At 66.0% G+C, this 19,592-nt stretch carries 14 protein-coding genes and 1 pseudogene; 7 read left to right on the top strand and 8 right to left on the bottom strand.

Annotated features, from left to right (window positions below; translation table 11 throughout):
- Positions 1–11: 11 nt before the first annotated feature.
- Positions 12–1,787 (top strand): GMC family oxidoreductase, encoded by a 1,776-nt coding sequence (locus KHO27_RS10590; RefSeq protein WP_502937651.1) that lies wholly within the window; start codon positions 12–14, stop codon positions 1,785–1,787.
- Positions 1,788–1,798: 11 nt separating this feature from the next.
- Positions 1,799–3,118, top strand: a complete 1,320-nt coding sequence (locus tag KHO27_RS10585; RefSeq protein ID WP_110704032.1) for a cytochrome c — start codon at positions 1,799–1,801, stop codon at positions 3,116–3,118.
- A gap of 186 nt (positions 3,119–3,304) precedes the next feature.
- Here KHO27_RS10585 and KHO27_RS10580 read toward each other — a convergent pair whose 3' ends face one another.
- From KHO27_RS10580 to KHO27_RS10570, 3 genes are all read right to left on the bottom strand, one after another.
- Positions 3,305–3,634 (bottom strand): hypothetical protein, encoded by a 330-nt coding sequence (locus KHO27_RS10580; protein WP_102685238.1) that lies wholly within the window; start codon positions 3,632–3,634, stop codon positions 3,305–3,307.
- Between the two features lie 74 nt (positions 3,635–3,708).
- Positions 3,709–4,359 (bottom strand): DUF998 domain-containing protein, encoded by a 651-nt coding sequence (locus KHO27_RS10575; protein ID WP_214501756.1) that lies wholly within the window; start codon positions 4,357–4,359, stop codon positions 3,709–3,711.
- A 64-nt stretch (positions 4,360–4,423) separates the two neighbouring features.
- Positions 4,424–5,239: a sulfite exporter TauE/SafE family protein gene (locus KHO27_RS10570; protein WP_214501755.1), complete on the bottom strand. Its 816-nt coding sequence runs from the start codon at positions 5,237–5,239 to the stop codon at positions 4,424–4,426.
- 109 nt (positions 5,240–5,348) lie between these two features.
- Here KHO27_RS10570 and KHO27_RS10565 point away from each other — a divergent pair, with 109 nt between their 5' ends.
- Entirely contained in the window at positions 5,349–6,116 is a 768-nt protein-coding gene (locus KHO27_RS10565; RefSeq protein WP_214501754.1) for an AraC family transcriptional regulator, read from the top strand.
- A 79-nt stretch (positions 6,117–6,195) separates the two neighbouring features.
- Positions 6,196–6,945, top strand: coding sequence for a FadR/GntR family transcriptional regulator (locus KHO27_RS10560; protein ID WP_110704040.1), 750 nt, complete (start codon positions 6,196–6,198; stop codon positions 6,943–6,945).
- Positions 6,946–6,995: 50 nt separating this feature from the next.
- Here the strand turns inward: KHO27_RS10560 and KHO27_RS10555 are convergent, their stop codons facing one another.
- The 5 genes from KHO27_RS10555 to KHO27_RS10535 form a co-directional block, all read right to left on the bottom strand.
- Complete coding sequence (locus tag KHO27_RS10555) at positions 6,996–8,576, bottom strand: aldehyde dehydrogenase (NADP(+)) (protein ID WP_214501753.1); 1,581 nt, start codon at positions 8,574–8,576, stop codon at positions 6,996–6,998.
- Positions 8,577–8,697: 121 nt separating this feature from the next.
- Positions 8,698–10,251, bottom strand: coding sequence for a galactarate dehydratase (gene garD, locus KHO27_RS10550; protein WP_214501752.1), 1,554 nt, complete (start codon positions 10,249–10,251; stop codon positions 8,698–8,700).
- 73 nt (positions 10,252–10,324) lie between these two features.
- Positions 10,325–11,674, bottom strand: a complete 1,350-nt coding sequence (locus KHO27_RS10545) for an MFS transporter (protein WP_214501751.1) — start codon at positions 11,672–11,674, stop codon at positions 10,325–10,327.
- 102 nt (positions 11,675–11,776) lie between these two features.
- Entirely contained in the window at positions 11,777–12,688 is a 912-nt protein-coding gene (gene kdgD, locus KHO27_RS10540; protein ID WP_214501750.1) for a 5-dehydro-4-deoxyglucarate dehydratase, read from the bottom strand.
- Between the two features lie 387 nt (positions 12,689–13,075).
- The gene (locus KHO27_RS10535; RefSeq protein WP_046855389.1) at positions 13,076–13,885 is read right to left on the bottom strand and encodes a gamma-glutamyl-gamma-aminobutyrate hydrolase family protein; all 810 of its coding nucleotides are present in this window, start codon (positions 13,883–13,885) and stop codon (positions 13,076–13,078) included.
- Between the two features lie 1,617 nt (positions 13,886–15,502).
- Here KHO27_RS10535 and KHO27_RS10530 point away from each other — a divergent pair.
- From KHO27_RS10530 to KHO27_RS10520, 3 genes and pseudogenes are all read left to right on the top strand, one after another.
- Positions 15,503–15,905: pseudogene (locus KHO27_RS10530) on the top strand (transposase); the annotation flags it as partial.
- 280 nt (positions 15,906–16,185) lie between these two features.
- Positions 16,186–17,736: a ShlB/FhaC/HecB family hemolysin secretion/activation protein gene (locus KHO27_RS10525; protein ID WP_250888439.1), complete on the top strand. Its 1,551-nt coding sequence runs from the start codon at positions 16,186–16,188 to the stop codon at positions 17,734–17,736.
- Between the two features lie 40 nt (positions 17,737–17,776).
- Positions 17,777–19,582, top strand: a complete 1,806-nt coding sequence (locus KHO27_RS10520; RefSeq protein WP_110704634.1) for a DUF2341 domain-containing protein — start codon at positions 17,777–17,779, stop codon at positions 19,580–19,582.
- The last annotated feature ends 10 nt before the right edge of the window (positions 19,583–19,592 follow it).

The following is a 19,592-nucleotide window of genomic DNA, read 5'->3' as shown; positions in this document are numbered from 1 at the left end:
GCATGAGCCAGATGAAAAAAGTCGATGTAGTCATCGTCGGGTTCGGCTGGGCCGGGGCAATCATGGCCAAGGAGCTGACAGAGGCCGGCCTGCAGGTGCTCGCCCTGGAGCGAGGCCCGGCCCGGGACACCTACCCGGACGGCGTCTACCCGCAGACCATGGACGAGCTGACCTACAACTCGCGCAAGAAGCTGTTCATGGACATCTCCCGCGAGACCGTGACCCTGCGCCACAGCGTCAACGACGTGGCCGTGCCGTATCGCCAGTTCGGCGCCTTCCTGCCCGGCACCGGCACGGGTGGGGCGGGGCTGCACTGGTCCGGCGTGCATTTTCGCGTCGACCCGGTTGAGCTGCGCCTGCGCAGCCACTATGAGGAGCGCTACGGCAAGGCCTTCATCCCCGACGGCATGACCATCCAGGACTTCGGCGTGAGCTACGAAGAGCTGGAGCCGTACTTCGATTTCGCCGAGAAGGTGTTCGGCACCTCCGGCACGGCCTGGTCGATCAAGGGCCAGGTGGTGGGCCGCGACAAGGGCGGCAACCCGTTCGCCGCCGACCGCTCCAGCGACTTCCCGCTGGTGGCGCAGAAGAACACCGTGTCGGCGCAACTGTTCGAGAAGGCCGCCCGTGACGTCGGTTATCACCCCTACAACCTGCCGTCGGCCAACACCTCCGGGCCGTACACCAACCCCTACGGCGCGCAGATGGGGCCGTGCAACTTCTGCGGTTATTGCAGCGGCTATGCCTGCTACATGTACTCCAAGGCCTCGCCCAACGTGAACATCCTGCCGGCCCTGCGCCAGGTGCCCAACTTCGAGTTGCGCAACAACGCCCATGTGCTGCGGGTCAACCTGACCCAGGACAAACGCCTGGCCACCGGCGTGACCTATGTCGACAGCCAGGGGCGCGAGGTCGAGCAAGCGGCCGACCTGGTGATCCTCGGTGCCTTCCAGTACAACAATGTGCGCCTGATGCTGCTCTCGGGCATTGGCAAGCCTTACGATCCGGTCAGTAACCAAGGCGTGGTGGGGCGCAACTTCGCCTACCAGAACATCTCCACCGTGACCGCGTTCTTCGACCGCGACAGCCACCATACCAACCCCTTTATCGGTGCCGGCGGCAACGGTGTGGCGGTGGACGATTTCAACGCCGACAACTTCGACCATGGCCCCCACGGTTTCGTCGGCGGCTCGCCGTTCTGGGTCAACCAGGCGGGCGCCAAGCCGATCTCCGGCACCAAGGTGCCGCCGGGCACGCCGAAATGGGGCAGCGCCTGGAAGGCCGCGGTGGCCGACAGCTACCGGCACATGCTGTCGATGGACGCCCACGGCGCGCACCAGTCCTACCGCGACAACTACCTCGACCTGGACCCGGTGTACAAGGACGCCTACGGTCAGCCGCTGCTGCGCATGACCTTCGACTGGAAGGACAACGACGTGAAGATGAACCGCTTCATGGTCGAGCGCATGGGCAAGATCGCCGAAGCCATGGGGCCCAAGGCAATCAGCGCGGGGAAAAAGGCCTTCGGCCAGCACTTCGATGCCTCCACCTACCAGACCACCCACCTCAATGGCGGCGCAATCATGGGCACCGACCCGAAGACCAGCGCGCTCAATCGCTACCTGCAATGCTGGGACGTGCACAACGTGTTCGTGCCTGGCGCCTCGGCCTTCCCCCAGGGCCTGGGCTACAACCCCACCGGGCTGGTGGCGGCGTTGACCTACTGGTCGGCGCGGGCGATCCGCGAACGCTACCTGAAGAACCCCGGCCCACTGGTGCAGGCATGAGGAGGCCGGTCATGAAACTCAAGACACTGTTCATCGCCATGCTCGGCCTGGGTGCGAGCACCTTGCTGCATGCCGCCGACGGCGTCGATCCAGCCTTGGTCAAGCAGGGCGAGTACCTGGCCCGTGCCGGCGACTGCGTGGCCTGCCACACCGCCAAGGGCGGCAAGCCCTTCGCCGGCGGGCTGCCGATGGAGACGCCGATCGGCACCCTCTTTTCGACCAACATCACCCCGCACGCCAGCGGCATCGGCCAGTACCGCTACGAAGACTTCGAGCGCGCCGTGCGCCAGGGCATCGGCAAGGATGGCAGTACGCTGTATCCGGCCATGCCATACCCGTCCTATGCCCGGGTCAGCGATCAGGACATGCAGGCGCTGTATGCCTACTTCATGCACGGCGTGCAGCCGGTGGCGCAGCAGAACAAGGCCAGCGACATCCCTTGGCCATTGAGCATGCGCTGGCCGCTGGCGTTCTGGCGTGGATTGTTCGCGCCCGAGGTCAAGCCGGTCGAAGCCGCAGGGCGTGATCCGGTGGTGGCGCGGGGTGCCTACCTGGTCGAAGGGCTGGGCCATTGCGGCGCCTGTCATACGCCACGGGCGATCACCCTGCAGGAAAAGGCATTGGATACCACCGATGGCGACGCTTTCCTGGCCGGCAGCGCACCGCTCGAGGGCTGGATCGCCAAGAGCCTGCGCGGCGACCACAAGGACGGCCTGGGCAGTTGGAACGAGGCGCAGATCGTCGCCTTCCTCAAGACCGGCCGCAACGAGCGCACGGCGGTGTTCGGCGGCATGAGCGACGTGGTCGAGCACAGCATGCAGTACATGAGCGATGCCGACCTGACGGCCATTGCCCGCTACCTGAAGACCTTGCCGCCGACCAACCCGGACGACCAGCCGTTCCAGGCGGACCCCAGCGTGGCCCGGGCGCTGTGGCAAGGCAATGACGGCAAGACGGGCGCGGCGTTGTACGTGGACAACTGCGGGGCTTGCCACCGTACCGACGGCCAGGGCTATGCCCGGGTGTTCCCGGCGCTGGCAGGCAATCCGGTGGTGCAGGGGCAGGATGCCACCTCGCTGATCCACATCGTGCTGGAAGGCGCGACCCTCCCGGCCACGGCGAGCGCGCCGTCGACGTTCAGCATGCCCGGCTTCGGCTGGCGGCTGTCGGACCAGCAGGTGGCCGATGTGGTCAACTTCATTCGCAGCAGCTGGGGCAACCAGGCCGCGGCGGTGACTGCGGGGCAGGTGGCGGCGCTGCGCAAGGCGGCACCGCTGCCGCTCAAGGCGCAGACACTGATCGGCGATACCACGGGGATTGCGGAGCCTTGATCGACAGGCCTGATTGACAGGGAGGTGTTGTGGGAGGGGGCTTGTCCCGCGATGGCAGCTTGGCCAGATCGTTGGGCAAGCCCGCTCCCTCGGCTGCCGACTACGCCGCCGAATACCTCGAAACCACTTCAATATATGCTAATAAATTACATTTCATATAGCTCATAACCATATGAATTATATGAACTATTTTTTAGCAACTGCATGCTGGGCACATTGCTCGTAGTACGTCTGCTTGATCGCCGCCGGCTTAAGCCGCGAGCGGCTGTTGTACGTCTGCTCGGTGATCCCGAACGCCGTCATGCGCATCCATGGCTTGGCGAACTTGCGTACCTGCAACTTCTTGCGCGTGGCATACAGGGTCACCCCGGAAAGCTTGGCCTGTTGCGCCTCGGCGGCGATCTGCGCGCCCCAGCCGCATACCTGGCGATCGTTCTGGCTCAGGGCCCGGGCTTGGGCGCCGAAGGCGGTTGTGGCCAGCAGGCAGCCAGCCACGGTTGCTAGAATTACGCGCATGTTGCTGTCCTAAGCATCTGAAGGAAAACAAAGTTTGCCCGCGCTTTCGACGCCTGGGGGCCAGCAGTTTGCCGTCAGGCGATGGCCATTTGCAGTCCATCGCGGGAACGCCAGCGCAACGATTGCAGGGCCAGGGCGGCAACCCACAACACGCTGATGCCGTAGTTGAGGCGCTGGTACAGGCCGAACAGTTCACCGCCTTGCGCGGCTTTGGCCATCAGCACCACGGTGATCATCGCCAGCACCGAGCACAGCAGTGACCACCTTCCCAGCCACGGAGAGCCTGCCACACGTTTGCCCAGCCAGATCCACAACACGCTGGCCAGGGTCAGCGAGAGGAACATCAGCAGGCCGCTGAGGTTGTGCATCTGTTGCGAGAACGACGGCTCCAGCGGCGCGCAGCCCTGGTCGCAGGGGAACCAGCCGGTACCCAGGCTGCCGACAGCGTGCAACAGCACCAGCCCCGCGCTCAACCGAGCCAGCCCCGAGTACCGCCAGCGCCGCGCCAGGCCCCAGGCGAACAGGCCGAAGAGCAACGCCAGGGGGAAGTTGTTGACCCAGGGCGAGAAGCCATGGGTCGGCGCGCCGACCGCGCCGAGCTGGCTCATGGCCTGCTGCAGATGGTCGTAGCCGGGATAGGCCAGGGCGGTCAGGCCAACGCCCGACAGCAGCCAGAGCGGGATGAGCAGGCCAGTGGCGAGCAGCAGGCGATCGAACCTCTTCATGCGGTTTCCTTCCTTGGAGAGAGCAGGTCGCAGCCTACAGCGCGGGCATGTCCGATGGCCAGGCTCAATCGCCAACGAGCAGCATCACCCACAGTACGCAGGCCAGCAGCGCCAGGTAGGCCCGGGCATGCACGTGGTCGGGGATGCGCCCCAGCAACGGCGCGGCCAGGTGCATGCCCAACCAGGCGCCAGCTGTCATCACCAGCGCGGCGCGCAGGTCGATCAGCCCGAGCAGGCCGGCGTCCAGGTCAGACTGACTGCTCGGCACCAGGGCATAGACCAGCGTGGCCGCCAGGGCCATGGGCAGCGACAGCGGATTGGCCATGGCGGTGGCGGTGCGCATGCTGGCGCCGCGGCGGCGCATCAGCGGCACGGTCATCACGCTGCCACCGACGCCAAGCAGCGCCGCCAGCGCGCCGATGGGCAGGCCGGCCAGGGTTGCGCCGGTACGGCTCATTTCAGCCAGTGCCTGCCCGCCTGTGCGGACGAAGCCCGGGCGCAGCCAGGCATCGAGCAGGCTGAGCAGGAGATAGCCGATGAACAACCCGCGCAGCCAGGCGCTGGTCACGTACAGGGCGGCCCAGGCGCCGAGCAGGGCGCCGACGGCAATGGCCGGCGCCAGGGGCCGCACCAGGTCCCAACGCAGGCTGCCGGCGCGGTGGTGGCGCCAGGTGGCCAGGGCGCTGCTGAAGATCATCACCGTGGCCGAGGTGGCCACGGCGATCTGCATGGCATGCTCCGCCACGGCCGTGCCGGCGCCGTGGCTGGTGAGCAGCAGGGCATAGAGCAGCGGCACGGCGAAGAACCCGCCGCCGAAGCCGAACAGCAAGGTGGTGACGCCGGCACACAGGCCGAACAGGCCAAGCAGGGGGTAGAGCATGGGAGCAGCCTCAAGGCCAGGACAGGGGCTCCCAGCGTAGGCGCCTGCCCCTTGGCCGGCTTGCGCCAGTTGGCCAATAATCATCGAATCACGGCCAGAGCCTGTTGTCATGCGCAATGTTCCCCTGTCCCAGGTCGATGCCACCCCCCGTGCGGTACTGGCCATCGCCACCGATTACCCGCCCGACACCCTGTTGCCCAGGCATGTCCATCGCCGGGCGCAATTTCTGTATGGGATGAGCGGGCTGATGGAGGTGCTTACCGACGATGGCGCCTGGGTCATTCCTCCCGGCAGCGGCGTGTGGATTCCTCCCGGCAAGCCGCACCAGGTGCGCATGCGCGGCGTGAGTACCCGCAGCCTCTACATCGAGCCGACAGCACTGCCTCGCCCGGGCCCGCTATGCGAGGCATTGCGTGTCGAACCGCTGCTGCACCAGCTGTTGCTGGCCAGCGCCGAAGTGCCGGCCCTGCATGACGAGGCGGGGCGCGACGGCCTGCTGCTGGGGCTGCTGCTGCACGAGCTGGGCCAGGCCGAGCGCCTGCCGCTGTTCGCGCCGATGCCAACGGAGCCACGTTTGGCGGCCCTGTGCCAGGCGTTCCTGGCGCAGCCGTTGATCCATGCCCGCGCCGAGGCCTGGGCGCGTCAACTCAACTGCAGCCCGCGCACCTTCAGCCGGCGTTTTCGCGAGCAGACCGGGCTGTCGTTCGGCCAATGGCGCCAGCAGGCCTGCCTGATGGCGGCGGTGACACGCCTGGCGGCGGGCGAGGCGGTGACGGCCATCGCCCTGGACCTGGGCTACGAGAGCCCCAGCGCATTTTCCAGCCTGTACCGCAAGGTCATGGGCCACACGCCCTCGACGGCGCGGCAGGGCGCATGAAAACCCGCCCGGACGTATGTGATCGTACAACTGCTTGCGCTATCATCGCGCCTGTCTTCCACAACCAGACAGACAGGGCATGACAGAGCAGCAGGTACAGGCACGGACCCGGCGCAAGCCACGCAGTCTGGCCCAGGAACTGGTCACGGTGCTGACCGAGCGCATTCGCAGCGGCCAGCTCAAGCGCGGCGACAAGTTGCCCACCGAATCGCAGATCATGGCCGAGGAAGGGGTCAGCCGCACCGTGGTGCGTGAGGCCATCTCGCGGCTGCAGGCCGCGGGCCAGGTCGAGACCCGCCACGGTATCGGCACCTTTGTGCTGGACGCCCCAAGCACCGGGGGTTTTCGTATCGACCCGGCGACCATCGTCACCCTGCGCGAGGTGCTGGCGGTGCTGGAGTTGCGCATTGCCCTGGAGATCGAGTCGGCGGGCCTCGCGGCCGAGCGTCGCAGCGACGAGCAACTGGCCGGTATGCGCGCCGCGCTGGACGAGCTCAACGAGGGCGCGGCCCATGCCTCGGATGCGGTGTCGGCGGACTTCCAGTTCCACCTGCGCATCGCCCAGGCCAGCGGCAATCACTACTTCGCCGACATCATCAATCACCTGGGCACCAGCATCATCCCGCGTACCCGGCTCAACTCGGCGCGCCTGGCCCATGACGACCAGGCGCATTACATGAGCCGGTTGATGCACGAGCACGAAGCGATCTACGAGGCTATCGCCCGGCGCGACAGCGAAGGCGCCAAGATGGCCATGCGCATGCACCTGAGCAACAGCCGCGAACGCCTGCGCCAGGCCCATGAAGAGGCCGAGGCGCAAAGGGACTGATCACCTTGGTAGGGGCTGCGTAGCAGCCCCAAGTGACGCTTTCAGGGCGCTCAAATCGCCTGATCGGACCACTGCCCATTCACCAGGCGCCGCACGCCCAGCGGGTTGCCGTCACGCAACGCCTCCGGCAGCAAAGCCTGCGGGTAGTTCTGGTAGCACACCGGCCGCAGGAAGCGATCGATTGCCAGCGTTCCCACCGAAGTACCACGAGCATCCGAGGTCGCCGGGTAAGGCCCGCCATGGACCATGGCGTCGCACACCTCGACCCCGGTCGGGTAGCCATTGACCAGGATGCGCCCGACTTTCTCTTCGAGCAGAGGCACCAGCCAGGCAAAGGCTTCGAGATCCTCCGGCTCGCCGATCAACGTGGCGGTGAGCTGGCCGCGCAGGCCGAGCAGGGCGGCGCGCAACTGTGCCTCGTCGGCAACCTCCACGGCCACCGTGGCCGGGCCGAACACCTCCTCCTGCAGCAGCGGGTCGGCCTCTGCCAGCAGGCGGGCATCGGCCTTGAACAGCTGGGCGCGAGCCTGATCGCCTTGCTGCGGCTGCCCCGCCAGATGCTGGATGCCGGCGTGGGCCTGCAGATGTTCCAGGCCGCCGACATAACTGCGCAGGCCACCGGCATTGAGCAACGTCTGCCCGGCCTGCTGATCCAGGTGTCGGCCCAACTCGCCCAGCAGTTGGCTGAAGCCTGGGGACTGCAAGCCGATCACCATCCCGGGATTGGTGCAAAACTGGCCGGCGCCCAGGCACACCGATCCTGCCAGTTCGCGGGCGATGGCCTCGCCGCGCTTGGCCAGGGCGCCGGGCAGGACGATCACCGGGTTGATGCTGGACATCTCGGCGAACACCGGAATCGGTTGCGGCCGCTCGGCGGCCATGCGGCACAGCGCGTCGCCGCCTTTCAGCGAGCCGGTGAAGCCGACGGCCTGGATGGCTGGGTGCTTGACCAGCCATTCGCCGACACCACCGCCGAACACCATGTTGAACACGCCCTTGGGCATGCCGGTGCGGTCGGCGGCGCGCAGGATGGCGCAGGCCACCAGGTCGGCGGTGGCCATATGGCCGCTGTGGGCCTTGAACACCACCGGGCAGCCGGCGGCCAGGGCCGCGGCGGTGTCGCCGCCGGCGGTGGAGAAGGCCAGCGGGAAGTTGCTGGCACCGAACACCGCCACCGGGCCGACCCCGATGCGCATCTGGCGGATGTCCACCCGTGGCAGCGGCTGACGCTCGGGTAGCGCCAGGTCGATGCGCGCACCGAGGTAGTCACCGCGACGCAGCACCTGGGCGAACAGGCGCATCTGGCTGCTGGTGCGGCCGCGCTCGCCCTGGATGCGCGCGGCGGGCAGGGCGGTTTCACGGCAGACGATGGCGACGAAGTGGTCGTCGAGTTCGTCCAGTTCGGCGGTGATGGCTTCGAGGAACTCGGCGCGGCGGGCCGGGGGCAGTTGGCGGAACGCGCTGAAGGCGTCGGCGGCGGCGCGGGCGGCACGGTCGACTTCGCCCTCGGTGGCCTGGACGAAGCTGTAGGGCAGGGCTTCGCCGCTGGTGGCGTCGAGGCTGTGCAGGCGTTGCGGGCCAAGGGCGCTGCGCTGGCCGGCGATGAAGTTGTGGCCGAGGATTTCGGGCATGGAATGCTCCTGTAGATGAATGGCTGGGTTCAGGGCCTGGGCGAGTGCTACGCACTCGTTTCGCCAGCAAGCCGGCTCCCACAGGGGGCGTGTTGTCGGCGAAGGGCCCAGGCACGCTTCGTCAGGTGATGGGGGCCGGATTGAACAGGGTGATGTCGTTGTGCAGCCGGTGCTGTTCGGCCCAGGTCTGCCTGCGGCCGCTGGCCACGTCCAGGTAGTAATGGAACAGCTCCCAGCCCAGCTCCTCGATGCTCACCCGGCCGCTGGCGATGCGCCCGGCGTCGATGTCGATGAGGTCCGGCCAGCGCTGGGCCAGCTCGCTGCGGGTGCACACCTTGACCACCGGCGCCATGGCCAGGCCATAGGGCGTGCCGCGACCAGTGGTGAACACATGCAGGTTCATCCCGGCCGCCAGCTGCAAGGTGCCGCAGACGAAGTCGCTGGCCGGGGTGGCGCAGAAGATCAGGCCCTTGCGCGTTACCCGCTCGCCGGGCCCGAGCACGCCCTGGATCGCGCCGCTGCCGGACTTGACGATCGAGCCCAGGGCTTTTTCGACGATATTGGACAAGCCGCCTTTCTTGTTGCCCGGCGTGGTGTTGGCGCTGCGATCGGCGGCGCCCTGCTGCAGGTAGCGGTCGTACCAGTCCATCTCGCGCACCAATGCTTCGGCGACCTCCGGCGTTTCGGCGCGGGAGGTGAGCATGTAGATGGCGTCGCGCACCTCGGTAACTTCCGAGAACAGCACCGTCGCGCCAGCGCGCACCAGCAGGTCGGCGGCATAGCCCAGCGCCGGGTTGGCGGTGATGCCGGAGAAGGCGTCGCTGCCGCCGCACTGCATGCCGAGGATCAGTTCGCTGGCCGGCACGCTCTCGCGGCGGCGCTGGTCGAGCTTTTTCAGGCGGGTCTCGGCCAGGGCCATGATCTGCTCGATCATCTCGCCGAAGCCCAGCATCGCATCCTGCAGGCGGTACAGCCACGGCTCGCTGAGGTCCACAGACGGATCGCCGTCGTGCATCACCTGGCCGGCCTGGAGCTTTTCGCAGCCCAGGCTGATGACCAGCGCCTCGCCGCCTAGGTTGGGGTTGCGCGCCAGGTTGCGCACGGTGCGGATCGGGATGTAGGCGTCGCGGGCGTTGATCGCCACGCCGCAGCCGTAGCTGTGGGTGAGGGCGACCACATCGTCGACATTGGGGTAGCGGGGCAGCAGTTCGGCGCGGATACGCTTGACCGCGTGGTCGAGCACGCCGGTCACGCACTGCACGGTGGTGGTGATGCCGAGGATGTTGCGGGTGCCGACGCTGCCGTCGGCGTTGCGGTAGCCCTCGAAGGTGAAGCCGTCGAGTGGCGGCAGGGCGGCAGGCACGGCGTCGCAGCGTGGCAGGCTGGCAAGCTCGGGCGCGGCCGGCATCGCCAGTTGATCTTCCTTGACCCAACTGCCCTGGCGCAGGTCTGCCAGGGCATGGCCGATGACCTGGCCATAGCGGCGCACCGCCTCGCCCTTGCGGATGTCCACGGTGGCGACCTTGTGGCTCTGCGGTATGCCCTCGACCAGGGTCAGGCCATCGGCAAAGCGCGCGCCTTCGCCCAGGCCGCCGTCGTTGACCACCACCACGACGTTGTCGTCGGGGTGCAGGCGTACGTAGCGGGGCGACTCGGAATGTTCGATCAACTGCATGGTCAGGCCCTTCTTGTCTTGTCTCTCAGGCGTGGTGCTGTCGCCGGCGCCGTTGGGCGCCGACGTGTCCTGTTTACTGGCGGGCCAGTTCGGCGTCGGGCGCAGGTTCGCGCTTGGGCGGCTCCTTGAGCTCGATGCGCTTGATCGGGCCGACGATCACCAAGTAGCTGAACACTGCCACCAGGGCGTTGGCGCCCACATACACCAGGGCCCATTTGAACGAACCGGTGGCGCTGATGATGTAGCCGATGACGATCGGCGTGGTGATCGAGGCGATGTTGCCGAAGGTGTTGAACAGCCCGCCCGACAGGCCGGCGATCTGCTTGGGCGAGGTGTCGGCGACCACCGCCCAGCCAAGGACGCCGATGCCCTTGCCGAAGAACGCCAGGGTCATGAAGCCGACCACCATCCACTCGGCCTCGACGTAGTTGCAGAAGACCATGGTGGTAGACAGCAGCAGGCCGCAGACGATCGGCAGCTTGCGCGAGAAGGTCAACGAGTTACCGCGGCGAAGCAGCCAGTCCGACAGCACCCCGCCGAGCACCCCGCCGATGAAGCCGCATACCGCCGGCAACGAAGCGATGAAGCCGGCCTTGAGGATGGTCATGCCGCGCTCCTGCACCAGGTACACCGGGAACCAGGTGAGGAAGAAGTAGGTGATGGCGTTGATGCAGTACTGGCCGAGGTAAACGCCCAGCAGCATGCGGCTGGTCAGCAGCTGCTTGATGTAGCCCCATTTCGGGCCGTCGCCGCCGCGCTTCTGGTCCATGTCCACCAGGCCGCCGTTCTGTTCGATGTGCTCGAGCTCACTGCTGCTGATGCGTGGGTGCTGGCGCGGGTTGTAGAGGGTCTTCATCCACACCGCCGAGAACACGATACCCAGTACGCCCATGACCACGAACACATGTTCCCAGCCGAAGGTGAAGACGATCCAGCCCATGATCGGGGCGAACAGCGCGGTGGCGAAGTACTGCGCCGAGTTGAAGATCGCCGAGGCGGTGCCGCGCTCCTGGGTGGGGAACCAGGCCGCGACGATCCGCGCGTTGCCGGGGAACGACGGCGCTTCGGCGAAGCCCACCAGGAAGCGCAGGGTGAACAGCGTGACCACCGCCCAGGCCACCGGCAGCCCGCCGACGAAGCCCTGCAGCAGGGTGAACAGCGACCAGGTGAAGATGCTGAAGGCGTAGACGTTCTTCGAGCCGAAGCGGTCGAGCAGCCAGCCGCCGGGGATCTGCCCGGCCACATAGGCCCAGCCGAAGGCGGAGAAGATGTAGCCGAGGGTAACCGCGTCGATGCCCAGGTCTTTCTGCAGGCTGGAGCCGGCGATGGCGATGGTGGCGCGGTCGGCGTAGTTGATGGTGGTCACCAGGAACAGCATCAACAGGATCAGGTAGCGTACATGCGTCTTTTGCGTCGCTTGCATGCTGGTTACTCCCACTCGTTATTTTTATACGGGGATCGGTTGTCGGCCGGAGCGAGTCGAACCTGCTCCGGCGGCGGCATTGGCAGGCCGCGGGGCGCTCGCTTATTGCGGGCCCATCTTGTCCATCAGCGCGGCGAGCATCTCGTACTCCTGCGCGGTGAGGTCGGTCAGCGGCGTGCGCACGGGGCCTGCGTCGTAACCGGCGAGCTTCGCCCCGGCCTTGACGATGCTCACGGCGTAACCGGCCTTGCGGTTGCGGATGTCCAGGTACGGCAGGAAGAAGTCGTCGATCAGCTTGGCCACGGTGGCGTGATCGTCGCGGGCGATGGCGTGGTAGAAGTCCATCGCGGTCTTGGGCACGAAGTTGAACACCGCCGACGAGTACACCGGCACGCCGAGCGCCTTGTACGCCGCAGCATACACCTCGGCGGTGGGCAGGCCACCCAGGTAGCTGAAACGATCGCCCAGGCGGCGACGAATCGACACCATCAGCTCGATGTCGCCCAGGCCGTCCTTGTAGCCGATCAGGTTCGGGCAACGCTCGGCCAGACGTTCCAGCAGGTCGGCGTTCAGCCGGCAGACGTTGCGGTTGTAGACCACCACGCCGATGTTCACCGCCTTGCACACCGCCTCGACATGGGCGGCGACGCCGTCCTGGCTGGCTTCGGTGAGGTAGTGGGGCAGCAGCAGCAGGCCCTTGGCGCCCAGGCGTTCAGCCTCTTTGGCGTATTCGATGGCCTGGCGGGTCGAGCCGCCGACGCCAGCGAGGATCGGTACCGAGGTGGCGCAGGTGTCGACGGCAGTCTTGATCACCTGGCTGTACTCGCTGGCGGCCAGGGAGAAGAACTCGCCGGTGCCACCGGCGGCGAACAGCGCGCTGGCGCCGTACGGGGCGAGCCATTCCAGGCGTTTGACATAGCCTGCGGGGTTGAAGTCGCCGGCCGCGTCGAAGTCGGTGACGGGGAACGACAGCAGGCCTTGGGAGAGGATGGATTGCAGTTCTTGTGGGGTCATTGTTGTAGGCATCCTGTGGCGCTTGGAAGGAGGAGGTACCAAGGTGAGAGGTAAGTTATCGTACAACTTATTCGATGGCTAGCCCTGTCCATGGATTTTCTGAGGGGGAGTGATCAGATCTGGCCTCAGCGCTTGGCCTGACCGCGCCTATAGTCATGGCGTGACAGCTCTGCCGGACTGGGGGAGCGGGCTTGCGCTGCAAAACGACACGAGACCTTATGGGTCATCGTATCTCTATGAGGGGGAGAGGAAAAAAGATCGCGGAGACAGGCACAAGCCCGCCGCCCGCTTCCACGGGAGGTGTTCTGGGACCAGCAGAGGGTGACCGTGGGAAACGGGGGCGACCTTGCGCCGCCCCGCGATCAAAGCTAACGAAGCTTCAGAGGGTCAGGCGGCCTGGTTGCGCTTGACCTGGGACTTGCGGACCTGGGCGCGGCAGGCGTCGCCGAAGGCCTGGAACATCTTGATCGAGTCGGGGTTCTTCGCCGCCTGCCACTCCGGGTGCCACTGCACGGCGAACAGGAAGGGCGAGATGCTCGGGGCGTGGATCGCCTCGACCAGGCCATCCTCGGCATGGGCGATCGGCTCGATGCCGGCACCCAGGTTGCGCAGGCCCTGGCCGTGCAGCGAGTTGACGCGAATTTCGTCGCTACCCAGGGTGTCGCGCAGCCAGCTGCCCGGCTTGATCTTGACGCCGTGCACCTGGGCGTACTGGACCTCGACCGGATCTTCCGGGTTTTCCCGGTGGTCGTTGAAGCCTGGCTCGGCGTAGACCTTCTGGTAGATGTCGCCACCGAGGGCCACGTTGATTTCCTGCATGCCGCGGCAGATGCCGAAGATCGGCAGGCCACGCTTGATCGCCGCCTTGACCAGCGGGATATCGAACAGGTCGCGGTCCTTGTCCTGGCCCTTGCCGGGGGTCTGGTTGTCCTGGCCGTAGAGGGCCGGGTCGATGTTGCTGCCGGCACCGGTCAGGTACACGCCGTCGGCCATGTCCAGGTAGGTCTCGAGGTCTTCGACGCCGCAGCAGGTGGGCACCAGGACCGGGACACAACCGGAGAACTCGACCAGCGGGGAAATATATTTGTGGGTCATGACCTGATAGTCATGGCCTTTGCGCTCTTGGCTGCCCATGGTCATCAGGACGACGGGTTTGCGCAGGGAAGGTTGCTTGTTGCCAATGTTGCTGTTGGACATATGTCACCTTGAGACAGGTCATGCCTGTCGTTGTTGTGCAGGCGCACGGCCGGGGCCTTGAGTGCTGCCTGAAGCCCCGAGCACTGCCGGCTCGCCCTGCAGGCGATGTCGGTCGGGGCCTGACTCATAGCTTGCCAGAGCCGTTCGATATGTCAAACGAGTGACGAACCCCCAAGCCGCCATTTTCCGGGGGCTGTAGGCCGTCGGAGCCTTGAGTGACAAGGGTTTGGCGCAAGCGAGGTCAATAATATTTAACGACGCAGTCGGCTCTTTGCACCAATGCAATGTCATGCGGGCATGCTCCGCAAGATCATTACGCCCAGCCCAGCCCAGCCCAGCCCAGCGCTTGCCCTTGCTCTTGCTTCTAAGCGCGCGATAGTCCAGGCGACACAAATTGCGACTTCAGGAGGCCGTATGAACGGAGCCGAACGGTTTTGCCTCCTTTTCCCAAGATGTATGGACTTGAGACATCGCTGACACATGTGCGTCGACATGGCGAATGAATGCGCATATAACTTTCAAAACACACGCTGTCAAAGTCAAAGTCAAATGCTATCTGTGTGAGTTTTTACAGTTGTAAGCGCATTCATTTGCTATAATGACGCATATTCACCCTTTCGCCACCCGGCGAGTCACTTTTTGTCAAACGCGACAAAAAGTAACCAAAAAACGCTGCGCTCCATTCATCCGGCCCTCCGCTTCGCTCCGGGTTCCCTCACTCCGGCCTTGCTCCCGGGAGGACCGCGCTGAACGCCCCATCCTGGGGCGCAGCGCTTGACGGGCATCCATGCCCGTCACCTCCCTCCGCAAGACCTCCGTTCGGCCTCCTGAAGTCGCGAAGTTACGGGCGGCGCCTGCACTAACGCAGCTAGGCTAGTCGCTAGTTGCCATCGTGGGAACTCTAGATCAACATCTCGGGGCAAGCCCGCTCCCACGATAGTTTGACTACGTTATTCAACGTGGGAGCGGGATTGCCCCGCGATGGTGTAATGAAAAACAACATAACATCCACTGAAAAACCAAAAGTTCTGTTCTTGATCTGTTCTTGATCTGTTCTTGATCTGTTCTTGATCTTGCTTCTAAGCGCGCGGTAGTTCAGGCGCCACCAATTGCGACTTCAGGAGGCCGAGTGGAGTTCTTGCGTAGTGGGGCGACGGCCATGGATGGCCGTCGAGCGCTGCGCCCCAGGATGGGGCGTACAGCGCGGTACCCACGGGAGCAAGAACGGAGCGAGGGAACCCCGGAGCGAAGCGTAGGGGCCGTATGAACGGAGCCGAACGGTTTTGCCTACTTTTGTCAAGACAAAAGTAGGTCGCCGTAAAGGCGAAATGGTGACTAAATGTCGACATCTTCTCCGAATGCGCCCACAAAAAACAAAACAATCGCCCCGAACCCGAACCCGAACCCGAACCCGAACCCGAACCCGAACCCGAACCCGAACCCGAACCCGAACCCGACCCCGAACCCGACCCCACCCCTCGAAACCACCCCCTCTGATGAACCTTTCATGACAAAACTTCGGTAGCAATCCGCCACCCCCGTCAAAGCCATGGACACCAACAAGGCACCTGGCCATCAGGCCGATGAAGCCTTGAGAACCGGCCTGGGAGCGGGGCAATGGGCACTATGGAACGCTACACGAAAGTGGGAATGCAGGAGCTCGACCAGCGTCTGGCCAAGATCGTCGAGGCCGCCCGCAAGCAGCCCGTCTCGGTCTACCGCTACGGCGCCCCCTGGGTATGGATCGTCTCCCAGGACGACTGGCAGGGCGCCCTGCGCGAGGTGGCCAGCTGCGTGCCGCCCGGCCATTCGCTGGCGCTGCTCAAGCCGCGCATAGAGGCATTGCTGGACGCGCACCAGCCCGCGCTGGCGCTGCTGGCCGAACAACAGGGCATGATCATCGCCCCGCGCACGCTGATGCATGTGCTGCTCCTGCAGCTGCTGTATTCGGTGCCCAGCGAGAAGCAACTCTACGAGCAGCTCAACTACAACCTGCTGTTCCGCTGGTTCACCGGCCTGGAGCTGAAATCGCGGGTGTGGAACTTCAGCCTGTTCAGCCATGACCTCGGCGTGCTGCTGGGCAGCGCCATGGCCGTTTCGCTGCTGCAGCGCATGGTCGACGAAGTGCTCGGCGCGAGCCTGCAGGCCATGCCCGAGTTCAGCCTCAACCTGGCCCTGTTGCACAGCTGGCTGGCCCGCCACCAAGGCCAGGCCGCACCCAGCGACAACCACTAGCAAACCAACGAATTCCTGGCGCTCAAGGGGGCGGTGTGGAGCATTTTTTCTTTAAGCGATGCGGCATGGGCGCAGGGGCGCTGCTGTGCCTGCTGGCGGTCGAGGTGACCGCGGACGAGGCGCAGCGCCGGGTCGAGATCAACGAATACGTGGTGCGCGGCAACACCGTGCTCGACGCCCAGGCCATCGAAGAGGCGGTCTATCCCTACCTGGGGCCGGACAAGACCCTGGCCGACCTCGAAGGCGCCCGCGAGGCGTTGCAGAAAAGCTATCAGGCCCGGGGCTACCAGTCGGTGTTCGTCGAGCTGCCCGAGCAGAAGGTCGAAGGCGGCGTGGTCTACCTGCAGGTGAGCGAAACCAAGGTCGGCCGCGTGCGGGTGGTGGGCGCCAAGCATTACTCGCCGCTGGAGATCCGTGAACAGGTGCCGGCGTTGGAGGAGGGCAAGGTCCCCGATTTCGCCCAGGTACAGAACGAGCTGGCCACGCTCAATCGTGCCCCGGGGCGGCAGGTCATGCCACTGGTGCGCGAAGGCCAGCGCCCGGGCACCATGGACGTCGACCTGCAGGTCGAGGACAAGCAACCCTGGAACCTGAGCCTGGGCCTGAACAACGACCACAGCGCCGATACCGAGAAGCTGCGCAGTGTCGTCAGCCTGGGCTACAACAACCTCTGGCAGGCCGGCCACAGCGTCTCGCTGACCTGGTTCACCGCGCCCCAGGACCGTGACAACGCCGAGGTCTGGTCCGGGTCCTACGCCGCGCCGCTGAACGAGCGCTGGACCGTGCAGTTCTCCGGCTACCACTCCGACAGCAACGTCGCCACGGTGGGCGGTACCAATGTGTTGGGCAAGGGCCATTCCTACGGCGTTTCGGCGATCTATAACCTGCCGGGCGTCGGCGCCTGGGCCAACGCCCTGTCAATCGGCGTGGACTTCAAGGACTTCGACGAACAGGTCGGCCTGGGCGGCAGCAGCGACAAGGTCCCGCTCAAGTACGCCCCGATCACCCTGGGCTATACCGGCTACCGCTTCACCGAACAGGACCAGCTGAGCCTCGGCCTGAGCCTGGTGGCCGGGACGCGAAGCCTGCTGGGCTATGGCAGCGACGATTCCGAGTTCGATTACAAGCGCTACCGCGCCGACTCCAGCTTCGCCGCGCTCAAGGGCGACGGCAGCTACACCTTCGACTTCGCCGGCGCCTGGCAGAGCGCCTCCAAGCTGGCCTTCCAGCTGGCCTCGGGGCCGTTGGTGTCGAACGAACAGTTTGCCGCCGGTGGCGCCACCTCGGTGCGCGGCTATCTCGCCGCCGAACGCACCGGGGATGACGGCCTGCTGTTCTCCCAGGAACTGCGCACCCCCTCCATTGGCCGCTACGTCGGCAGCTACATCAGCGACTGGCGCTTCTACCTGTTCGCCGAGGGCGCCCAGTTGCGCCTGCAGGACGCACTGCCCGAGCAGGACGACAGCTACAGCCTGGCCAGCGTCGGCGTCGGCACCCGCGCCACGCTCAACGACTGGTTGTCCGGCAGCCTCGACTGGGCCGTGCCGCTCAAGGACGGCCCCAACACCGACAAGAACGCTTCCCGCGTGCACTTCAGCGTGCAAGCGACTTTTTGAACGATTGACCTACTGACCGGCATCGGCCTGGAGACCTCTCATGCAACGCCTGATATTGACCTTGCTGCTGTGCCTGGGCTTCGCCCTGCCGGGCAGCGCCAGCGCCTGGTGGCAGGACGACTGGATGTACCGCAAGCAGATCGCCGTGGACACCACGCCTCAGGGCGCCGGCCTGACCCAGGCGCTGGGCCGCACCGCGCTGCTGGTGCGCCTGCACACCGGCAACTTCAGCTTCGACGGCGTCAGCGAAACCGGCGCGGACATTCGCTTCGTCTCTGCCGACGACAAGACCGTGCTCAACCACCATGTCGAGCAGTTCGATCCGCTGATGGGCATGGCGCTGATCTGGGTCGACGTACCCCGTATAGACGCGGGCCAGCGCCAGGACCTGTGGATGTACTACGGCAACCCCAAGGCCCAGGCACCCGCCGGCCAGCCGAGCTTCGACGCCGACTACACCGCGCTCTACCACTTCGACGGTGCCGCCGCCCGTGACGCCAGCCCTTATGGTAACCAGCTGCAAGGGCCGACGGTCAGCGTCGATGGTGTGATTGGCCGGGCCATCCAGCTCGGTGGCCAAGCCTTGCAACTGCCCGCCAGCGCCTCGCTGCAACTGCCGGCGGGAGCGGCGTTCAGCTTCAGCACCTGGCTGCGCCAGGACCAGGCGGTGGGTGAGCAACTGCTGCTGGCGCGCCGCGAGGCCGGCCACAGCCTGCTGCTCGGCCTGGCCGAAGGCGTGCCCTTCATCGAGGTGGACGGCCAGCGTGCCGCCGCCAATCAGGCGCTCGGCGCCGGCCAATGGCAGCATCTGGCGCTGGTGGGCGAGGGCGGCAACCTCACGCTGCTGCTCGAAGGCCAGCCGGTCGCGCGACTGGCCGCGAGCCTGGCGGCCTTCAGCGGCGCCATCGGCATCGGTGGCGACCTGCCAGCGGCCGAGGGCGAGGCCGCCGGCCACTACGCGACCTTTGTTGGCGCCCTGGACGAGCTGCGTGTTTCCCGCGTCGCCCGCAGCCAGGCCAGCCTGCAGGCCGACGTGCTGGCCCAGGGTGCCGAGTCGCGCCTGGTGGTCTATGGCGTTGACGAAGAACAATCCGGCTTCGGCTTCGGCGGCCTGGGCTTCCTGCTCAAGGCGGTGCCGGTGGACGCCTGGGTGATCATCGCTGTCCTGGTGCTGATGATGGTGCAGTCGTGGGTGATCATGCTGCGCAAGCAGCGCACGCTCAATCGCGTCACCGCCGCCAATACGCGCTTTCGCGAGCGTTTCGCCACGGTCGGCACGCGCCTCGAGCAGTTTGCCGACGATCAGGACCTGCATAAGCAACTGACTGACTCCTCGCTATGGCGCCTGTACCTGGTGGCGGTGCAGGAAATTCGCACCCGCCGCGCCCAGGGCGCCGACACCCGTGAAGTGTCCGCGGCCACCATCGAGGCCATCCGCTGCTCCATGGACGGCGTGCGCACCCGCGAGAACCAGGCGCTGTCGGCGAAACTGTCGACCCTGTCCAACGCCATCGCCGGCGGCCCTTACATCGGCCTGCTGGGCACGGTGCTGGGGATCATGGTGGTGTTCCTCGGCACCGCCATGGCCGGCGACGTCAACATCAACGCCATCGCCCCGGGCATGGCCGCGGCGCTGCTGGCCACCGCCATGGGCCTGTTCGTCGCCATCCCCGCGCTGTTCGGCTACAACCGCCTGACCACGCGCAACCGCGAAGTCAGCGCCGACATGCGGGTGTTCGTCGACGAGTTCATCACCCGTCTGGCCGAGCTGCACGGCGAGGGCCAGGCCGGTGACGCGGCGCTGCGTCCGGCCGGGCGCAGCGTCAACCCGTCGATCCCGGCGTGAGGAGGCAGCC

The sequence above is a fragment of the Pseudomonas sp. RC3H12 genome (genome assembly GCF_018596375.1).
GTDB lineage: Bacteria > Pseudomonadota > Gammaproteobacteria > Pseudomonadales > Pseudomonadaceae > Aquipseudomonas.
The sequence above is the reverse complement of the archived record's forward strand: the minus strand, read 5'-3'. Positions and strand labels throughout refer to the sequence as shown.

Excerpts from the sequence above, each read along its gene's own strand:
- KHO27_RS10590 (WP_502937651.1), top strand. The coding sequence starts at position 12 with ATGAAAAAAGTCGATGTAGTCATCGTCGGGTTCGGCTGGGCCGGGGCA.
- KHO27_RS10585 (WP_110704032.1), top strand. The coding sequence starts at position 1,799 with ATGAAACTCAAGACACTGTTCATCGCCATGCTCGGCCTGGGTGCGAGC.
- KHO27_RS10580 (WP_102685238.1), bottom strand. The coding sequence starts at position 3,634 with ATGCGCGTAATTCTAGCAACCGTGGCTGGCTGCCTGCTGGCCACAACC.
- KHO27_RS10575 (WP_214501756.1), bottom strand. The coding sequence starts at position 4,359 with ATGAAGAGGTTCGATCGCCTGCTGCTCGCCACTGGCCTGCTCATCCCG.
- KHO27_RS10570 (WP_214501755.1), bottom strand. The coding sequence starts at position 5,239 with ATGCTCTACCCCCTGCTTGGCCTGTTCGGCCTGTGTGCCGGCGTCACC.
- KHO27_RS10565 (WP_214501754.1), top strand. The coding sequence starts at position 5,349 with ATGCGCAATGTTCCCCTGTCCCAGGTCGATGCCACCCCCCGTGCGGTA.
- KHO27_RS10560 (WP_110704040.1), top strand. The coding sequence starts at position 6,196 with ATGACAGAGCAGCAGGTACAGGCACGGACCCGGCGCAAGCCACGCAGT.
- KHO27_RS10555 (WP_214501753.1), bottom strand. The coding sequence starts at position 8,576 with ATGCCCGAAATCCTCGGCCACAACTTCATCGCCGGCCAGCGCAGCGCC.
- garD (WP_214501752.1), bottom strand. The coding sequence starts at position 10,251 with ATGCAGTTGATCGAACATTCCGAGTCGCCCCGCTACGTACGCCTGCAC.
- KHO27_RS10545 (WP_214501751.1), bottom strand. The coding sequence starts at position 11,674 with ATGCAAGCGACGCAAAAGACGCATGTACGCTACCTGATCCTGTTGATG.
- kdgD (WP_214501750.1), bottom strand. The coding sequence starts at position 12,688 with ATGACCCCACAAGAACTGCAATCCATCCTCTCCCAAGGCCTGCTGTCG.
- KHO27_RS10535 (WP_046855389.1), bottom strand. The coding sequence starts at position 13,885 with ATGTCCAACAGCAACATTGGCAACAAGCAACCTTCCCTGCGCAAACCC.
- KHO27_RS10525 (WP_250888439.1), top strand. The coding sequence starts at position 16,186 with ATGGGCGCAGGGGCGCTGCTGTGCCTGCTGGCGGTCGAGGTGACCGCG.
- KHO27_RS10520 (WP_110704634.1), top strand. The coding sequence starts at position 17,777 with ATGCAACGCCTGATATTGACCTTGCTGCTGTGCCTGGGCTTCGCCCTG.